Source organism: Salinivirga sp., assembly GCF_035268865.1.
Taxonomy (GTDB): Bacteria; Bacteroidota; Bacteroidia; order Bacteroidales; family Salinivirgaceae; genus Salinivirga.
In genome coordinates this window covers 1-7,730 of the sequence record NZ_DATFKB010000200.1, presented here as the reverse complement: position 1 = coordinate 7,730, position 7,730 = coordinate 1, and the positions used below count along the sequence as shown (strand labels likewise).

General features: G+C 36.8%; 5 protein-coding genes and 1 tRNA gene. 3 read left to right on the top strand and 3 right to left on the bottom strand.

Annotated features, from left to right (window positions below; translation table 11 throughout):
• Positions 1-2,679, top strand: a 2,679-nt coding sequence (locus VJ937_RS11995) for a GAF domain-containing sensor histidine kinase (RefSeq protein WP_324067417.1), incomplete at its 5' end; no start/stop codon positions are given.
• 45 nt (positions 2,680-2,724) lie between these two features.
• Here VJ937_RS11995 and VJ937_RS11990 read toward each other — a convergent pair.
• A tRNA-Ser gene (locus VJ937_RS11990) sits at positions 2,725-2,809 on the bottom strand.
• 158 nt (positions 2,810-2,967) lie between these two features.
• Positions 2,968-3,642 carry a hypothetical protein gene (locus VJ937_RS11985; protein WP_324067415.1) on the bottom strand — a complete coding sequence of 225 codons (675 nt, stop codon included), beginning with the start codon at positions 3,640-3,642 and terminating at the stop codon, positions 2,968-2,970.
• A 274-nt stretch (positions 3,643-3,916) separates the two neighbouring features.
• On the opposite strand from VJ937_RS11985, the gene VJ937_RS11980 reads away from it, so the two are divergent.
• Together VJ937_RS11980 and VJ937_RS11975 are read left to right on the top strand one after the other, a co-directional pair.
• Positions 3,917-5,575 (top strand): AMP-binding protein, encoded by a 1,659-nt coding sequence (locus VJ937_RS11980; protein WP_324067418.1) that lies wholly within the window; start codon positions 3,917-3,919, stop codon positions 5,573-5,575.
• Between the two features lie 199 nt (positions 5,576-5,774).
• The gene (locus tag VJ937_RS11975; RefSeq protein WP_324067413.1) at positions 5,775-6,953 is read left to right on the top strand and encodes a T9SS-dependent choice-of-anchor J family protein; all 1,179 of its coding nucleotides are present in this window, start codon (positions 5,775-5,777) and stop codon (positions 6,951-6,953) included.
• A gap of 66 nt (positions 6,954-7,019) precedes the next feature.
• Here the strand turns inward: VJ937_RS11975 and VJ937_RS11970 are convergent.
• Positions 7,020-7,730 (bottom strand): T9SS type A sorting domain-containing protein (locus VJ937_RS11970; protein ID WP_324067411.1); only part of this gene is annotated, 711 nt, incomplete at its 5' end.

Here is a 7,730-nt window from a genome sequence, read left to right as displayed (position 1 = left end):
CACTTTCAGAAGCAACCAGGTTCTTTAAAACTGCTCCTGGAATTATTTAAAACAAAACGCAAGATAAAAAAAGTATCAATTAAAAATATCGCCGACCTTCCTCCAATGAATGATCCTGTTCAGTTGGCGATAATGCGAAGTATGGCACAAACTATTTCCGTACTCTTTCGCACAAACCCCAACCTTTTTGCTTTGGTTGTATTCAAACTCATCGACATTACTTTAAAACATGGCGTTGCTCCCATATCGCCAGTCAGTTTCATAACTTTTGGATTATTAACAAATGTTATTTTCAAAGATATTCCAGGGGCCTATGAACTTGGCCAGCTGGGAATGAAGCTATTTGAGAAAATTAGCGGACGCGAACACTATGCCCAGGCTTTTTACATATTTAATGTAGGAATATCGCCCTGGAAAGAGCCCTTAAAGATGACTAATAAGCATATTCAAGATGCCTATAAAATTGCCGAAGAAACAGGTGATTATGAATATATGATGAGTGCTGCTGCTGCAGGGGCACACTATTACTTCAGGGCCGGACATGAGCTCAAAACGCTCATAGAGCGAACAACAGAGCAAAAAAAGTCAATCTCAGATGTATACGAAAAAATATCGGCAAGTCAATTTGATGTACTGTTACAACTTTTTACTAATTTCATTATACCCTCTGATAAACCGGAATTATTAAAAGGTCAAATATATAATGAAGATGAGATGATCGCCTATCATGAAAAAGATCAGGATGATACCTCACTCCTAATGATTTATCTGGATAAGCTTACATTAGCCTATTATTTTAATCGCTACAGCCAGGCATATTCAATATTGAAAAAAGCTGATAAATACAAAAAGGGCGTCGCAGGTTTATTAATGTTTGCCAACTTCAGATTTTTTGAATCACTTATCTTACTTGCCAATTATAATCAGGTAAGCAAAAAGCAACAAAAACAGATACGAAAAACAGTAAGCAAGAACGTCAAGCAATTTCAAATCTGGGCAAAACATGCACCAATGAATTTCAAAGGTCAGCTTAAGTTGATTAAAGCAGAGGAACAAAGCACTTTTGGAAAAGAGATAGAAGCTATTAAACTTTATGAAGAAGCTATTGAGTTGTATAAAGAAAACGGATTCATTCATGAAGAAGCACTTGCCAATGAACTGTGCGGCAGAGCATGGATAAAACATCGCAATAAAAAAATTGCAAAAACATATTTAAACGAAGCATATAGCCTATATAAACAGTGGGGTGCAGAAGCAAAAGCCCTGGCACTACTACAGAATTTTTCAAACATCATCGCTACTACCCCTGATACAACAGCATCCATGTCAAAACAAAGCTCTTCAACTCAATTGGCATTATCTGTAGATATTGACACCATAATTGATGCTGCGAAAACCATAAGCAGTGAAATAGTACCAGAAGAGCTCTTAAAAAAGACAATGACCCTTATCCTGGAACATGCCGGGGCACAAAAAGGTGTACTTATACTGAACGAAAAAGATACCGGAACATGGAAAATCGAAGCGTTGGGTTATGTTGAGCAGAATAACATTAAAATAGCATTATCACATTATGACTTAAGTGATAAAATACTACCTGTAACAATCATTAACTCCGTTATAAATAACAATAAAATTATAACACTAAACGACGCCCAGGCAAATAGTTATTATGGTTCCAATCCTTACGTAAAACAGCACAAAATCAAATCGCTTGTCGCCATACCTGTATTGAAACAGGCCAGCACAGTCGGTATTTTATACCTGGAAAATAATCTAAATAAAAACCTTTTTACCCAGGATAAAGTAAATGTGCTTTCTATTTTATGCACGCAGCTTGCCATTTCATTGGAAAACGCACAACTATATATTACACTTGAACAAAAAGTAAGACAACGAACCCAGGAGGTTATCAAACAAAAAGAAGAAATTCAGCAGCAGGCAACAATGCTTGAAACTGTAAACAAAGAGCTTAAAACACTGAACCACACAAAAGATAAATTATTTTCAATAATCGGACACGATCTGCGCAACCCATTCAATATAATTCTGGGACAGTCGGATTTACTTATTGAAAACCTTGATGAGATGGATTCAGACGATACTAAAAAGTCGCTTAAATTTATTGAGAATGCCTCAAAAGATGCATTCCAGTTGCTTCAAAACCTATTAGACTGGTCACGAGCTCAAACAGGACAATTAAACTTCTATCCAAGGAAAATTAACCTTAAGCAGGCCATCGAGCGAGATATCAGTTTGCAGGAAAATATGGCACAAACCAAAAACATAGAATTAGTCCAGAACATACCCTCTTCAATTGATATATATGCAGATCCTGACATGGTTAGCACCATAGCCAGAAACTTACTTTCCAATGCATTAAAATTCACAAAAGAAGGTGGAAAAGTGGTTATAGATGCTCAAAAATCTGAGAAAATTGTAAACATCTCAATACAGGATAACGGTATCGGCATTAAAAAGGAGCACATAAGCAAATTATTCAGCGAAGATGAAACGCATACAACAAGGGGTACTAACTCTGAAAAAGGCATAGGACTGGGCTTGAAATTATGTAAAGACTTTATAAATCAGAATGGTGGGAACATATCATTTGAAAGCGCGTATGGAAGCGGTACAAAATTCAGCTTTACACTGCCATTGGCTGATCAAAAAGGGTAATAACAAAAAAAAGGAACACTTTTTTGTGCTCCTTTTATCTCCTTGCGGAGAGAGAGGGATTCGAACCCCCGGTCCCGTGAAGGACAACGGTTTTCAAGACCGCCGCATTCGACCACTCTGCCATCTCTCCTAAACGCGGTTGCAAATGTAGTGTATTTATCTTTTCTGCCAAAAATGTAACTTAAAAAAATTGAACTTTTTTGTACCACCTGAGGTAACAACCATATTCTCATTTATTTATAAATTGGCTTTTTTGGCTGTGAAATCCAGAGGATATTAATTTTTCAATTATATGCCTACAGAAGCCGATACACCAAATAAAACACCACGCTCCACCCCTGTTCCATAAAATTCCATGGTTGCGCCTAAATAAAAAGGTGTATCATTAATCAATTTTAGGATCCATCCTCCATTCAAATTCAGCGAAAGTCCTTCGGCCCTGAAATCTTTAGTAATATTAAACAAAACTCCCGGAGTAAAACCTAAATAAAAGCCTCTGTGATCTTTTGACTTATGATAAAAACGTAAATTACCATCGGCACTAATTAAAGTATGTCCATGCATGGTATTTAATCCATAACTCCTTACACTACCGCCTGCACTTACAAACAAGCTGCTCTTAATCCGGATACCCCTGTAAAATCCCAGACGGTATAAATTTGCGCCTATATCAGATTCATTACCATTGAATGCTGCATTTACCTCAATAAAACCATCCGGTATTGCAGTACTATCTGAGGTTTGTTCTGCAACTGACTTTTGTTTTTCAATTCTGACAATATCCTGCTTTTTTATTCTAAGCTCATTCCCATCAATGGTTAGAATTGTAATTATTTCATCCGTTTGTTCTTTTACAGTACCAATATATACAGCTCCACTTTCTAAATAGAATTTTTCAGCAACAGCCTGTCCATTTAATACATACACAAATAATAAAATCAAGGTTGTAAAAAGAAGTTTCATATAATTTCTTTTTATAAGCAAAATAAGTATTTTTCGCTCTTATTAAAAACATTACGGAGTCATAACCAGCAATAAATTTTGTTTATACCAAACGACTTTATATATTCACATGTGTGAATTTTAATCGCAAAAAGTTCAGGTCTGCTTATAAAACAGTTATATTGTGCACAATTTTCTGGAACTGATTTTGATGGTAAAAATGCCTTTTCAATATATTCAAGTCAAACAACCGGCATAAAGCACGCATTTAGTTAAACGAAAGCAACAGAATATGATAAAAGAAAACTTTGTGGCGTATATCGCCGACAGTATTAAAAAAAACTGGGACTATCCTGCCCTGTCAGATTATAAAGGTAAAGACTTTACTTATGCCGATACAGGTCGCCAAATAAAATGGTTGCATAAGCTTTTTGAGGAAGCAGGAATAAAAAAAGGTGATAAAATTGCACTCCTGGGCAAAAACTCTGCTCATTGGGGCATGGTATATCTTGCCACAGTAAGCTATGGTGGTGTAATAGTGCCTATTCTGCCTGATTTTCATGCCAACGATATACATCATATAGTGAATCATTCAGACTCTAAATTACTATTTGTTGGAGAAATGCTATGGGAACAAATTGATGAATCATGTATGGAAAACCTACATGGAATATTATCCATAGAGGATTTTTCGGCACTCTGCAACAAACCTGACTGCAACCTTACCAATGCCATTAACACCACCAATGAATTTTTCAACCAAAAATATAAAAACGGGTTTTCGAATGATGACTTTGAAATAACGCCAGTTTCAAATGACGAAATAGGTATTATTAATTATACAAGTGGCACAACCGGTTTTTCGAAAGGTGTTGTTTTAAAGAATAATGCACTGGCAGCAAATGTAAGATTTGCGCGCAATAACCTGCCATTAAATACAGGAGAAAAAATTGTTTCGATATTACCGCTTGCGCACACTTATGGATGCGCTTTTGAGTTCCTGTGGCCATTTTCAATGGGATGTCATATCAATTTTTTAACACGCACCCCTTCTCCAAAAATTATAGTTCAGGCTTTTCAATCAATTAAACCATCAGTAGTTATTGCGGTGCCCTTAATTATTGAAAAAATATACAAAAAACAGATTAAGCCCGCACTGGATAAAAGGTTGATAAAATTACTCACTTCATTACCTTTGGTAGACAAACCTGTTTATCAGAAAATCAATAAAAAACTCACAGATGTTTTTGGCGGAGAGTTCAGAGAAATAGTAATAGGCGGAGCACCATTGAGTGAAGACGTGGAAACCTTCCTGAGAAAAATTAATTTTAAATATACCATAGGATATGGTATGACAGAATGCGGTCCATTAATAAGTTACTCCGGATGGCAGAAAACAAAATACCGTTCAGCAGGTCAGGTAGTTGACACTTTAGAAATAAAAATTGATGCCGATGAAGACGAAAAAGAAGTTGGCGAAATTCTGGTCAGAGGTGAGAATATAATGGAAGGCTACTATAAGAATCCCGAGGCAACAGCTAAGGCTATAGACAAAGATGGCTGGTTGCATACGGGCGATTTAGGTATGGTTGATGACGAAGGCTTTGTATTTATTAATGGTCGTAGTAAATCACTGATCCTTGGTCCTTCAGGTGAAAACATCTATCCCGAAGAGATTGAGTCTAAAATTAATAACCTGCCACATGTAATGGAATCGCTTGTGCTGCCAGACGACAACAAGCTTGTAGCTCTTGTTTATCCCGATTATGAGGCTATAGACAAAGAGGGTATACGCGTTAATCAATTACCCGGTATACTTGAGGAAGGTCGCAGCGACATTAATTCAGAACTTCCCAGGTTTAAGCAAATAAGTCGCTTTAAACTGTATCCGCGCGAATTCGAAAAAACACCCAAAAAGAGTATCAAAAGATTTTTATATGAAATTGAAGACTAAACAGGATTTATAGTAGATAATTTTTCTCTTTACCTTAAAATGAAAAAGTATCAGGAGGTAACAAAATAAAAAACTCAAATTGCAATCGTTTGCGTAGTTAAAGTTCAGTTAAAAGGGCGTCTTTTCTTTGATTTTCGGTAATTCTACACTATTTTAGCTAAATGTAAATAGCATTGTTAAACTTAAAATTTTATTTATTATGAGAAAATTTACTCTTTTACTTACTGTGATGAGCTTTTTGATGGTAGCAGTTAATGCTCAACCAATTGCAACACGCTCAGGTAAAATCAACAACCTGGATGACAATACATCCACGGAGCTTACTAAGTCTGGAAGAGTTGTATATTTCAGTGACGATTTTGAAGCTGACACAACAGCCTCCGCATGGACTATGTACGATGAAGATGGTGACGGACATACATGGTTTCCAACAGAAACGAATACAACCGGGTGGGCTGTAGCATCGGCTTCTTACGATAATGATGAAGGTGCCCTAACACCAAACAATTGGTTGGTTTCGCCAGCAATTGACCTTAGTGATGCAACAGGAGCACTGGAGTTGCTATACACTGTTTATGCACAAGATCCTGATTGGGCTGCTGAAAACTACAAAGTATTGGTTTCTACAACTGACAATTCTGTAGCGTCATTCACTGACAGTCTTTTTGAAGAAACAATCGATTCAAACATTTATGAACGTGCACTTGACTTAAGTGATTATGCTGGGGAAACCATTTACATTGCTTTCCAGCATTATGATGTAACTGACATGTTTAGAATTATTCTTGACAACATTCAGGTTGCAGAGCCAGTTGTTTATGATGTTACATTTAACGTAGATATGCGTCCTGCTGTTGATTCAGCTGATTTTGTAATTGGTGAAGATACCTTAAATGTTACAGGATCAATTACAGGTTGGACAGAGCCTATTGCTGGCCCTGAATACATTCTTGAAGATCCAGACGGTGATACTATCTATTCAGTTGTGCTTTCTTTAGAAGAAGGTGATTACGAATACAAATACTTCGTAAACTCAAGCTGGGATAACGGCGAATGGGACGGTGGAGACAACCGCATGATTACCGTAGAAGGTGCTATGACTGTTGATGACGTATTTGGTATTGAGCCAGTGGGTATTTTTGAGAGCCCAAAAGCAATCGAAATGAACGTTTATCCTAACCCATCAAACGGCGTTATTAATATTGAAGCACAAGGTGCTAATAAAGTAACTGTAATTAGCGCTATTGGTCAGGTTATTACTTCACAGGAAATTCAGAACCAGGGTACAATTAACCTTTCTGATGTAGCAAGCGGTGTTTATTTTGTACGCGTACAAAACGGCGACAGAATGGGCGTTCGCAGAGTTGTAATTGAATAAAACAAATCGTTTTATATACTAAAACCGCTGGAATGTTCCAGCGGTTTTTTTTTGCTAAACTGAGCGTTAATCAACAATAAAATTTTGTGTCTTTTTACGTGTTCCGTTAACCTTAAGAATTAAAATATAGTGTCCCGGAACTAAATCGTCCACATAACTGCCAAAGTCAATAACGTGCTTCCCTGCTGTGTAATGCTTTCTTGAAATAATATTGACAACTTTTTTACCTTGTAAGTCATATACGCCTAAAGAAGCAATGCTATTATCCCGTAACTTCATTGACATTTTCGTAGTAAAATCCACAGGATTAGGATAAATCTGCAAAGAACTTTTGTTAGGGAATATATGTTCCCGGGTTCCAACAGCACTACTATCCTGAATCAATGCAGTTTTTATACTTAATGAAACACCATTCATATCAACCCAAATGGGCCTTACAATGCCATCATATGCTACAATATTGGTATAGTCGCCCACAAAAATATTCTCACTAGGTAAAAAAGATATTGTATTGAGTTGGATATTTTCAAATGTTTCACCTCCATCCTCTGATGCTGCGAGGAAAAAATCCGTATAGTTTCCAGTGGTATTTCGTCTGTCATAAAAAACAACATATATTTTACCTGTCACCTGATCCACATCCATCCAGGAGAAAAACTGATGGCGGCCAGCAGGATCATTATTCACCCGTGTTGGCTCTGACCACGTATCGCCCTGATCTGTAGATTTCGATAACCAAACATCTGTATCATCTTCCCCATTTCTTTGGTCTGTCCA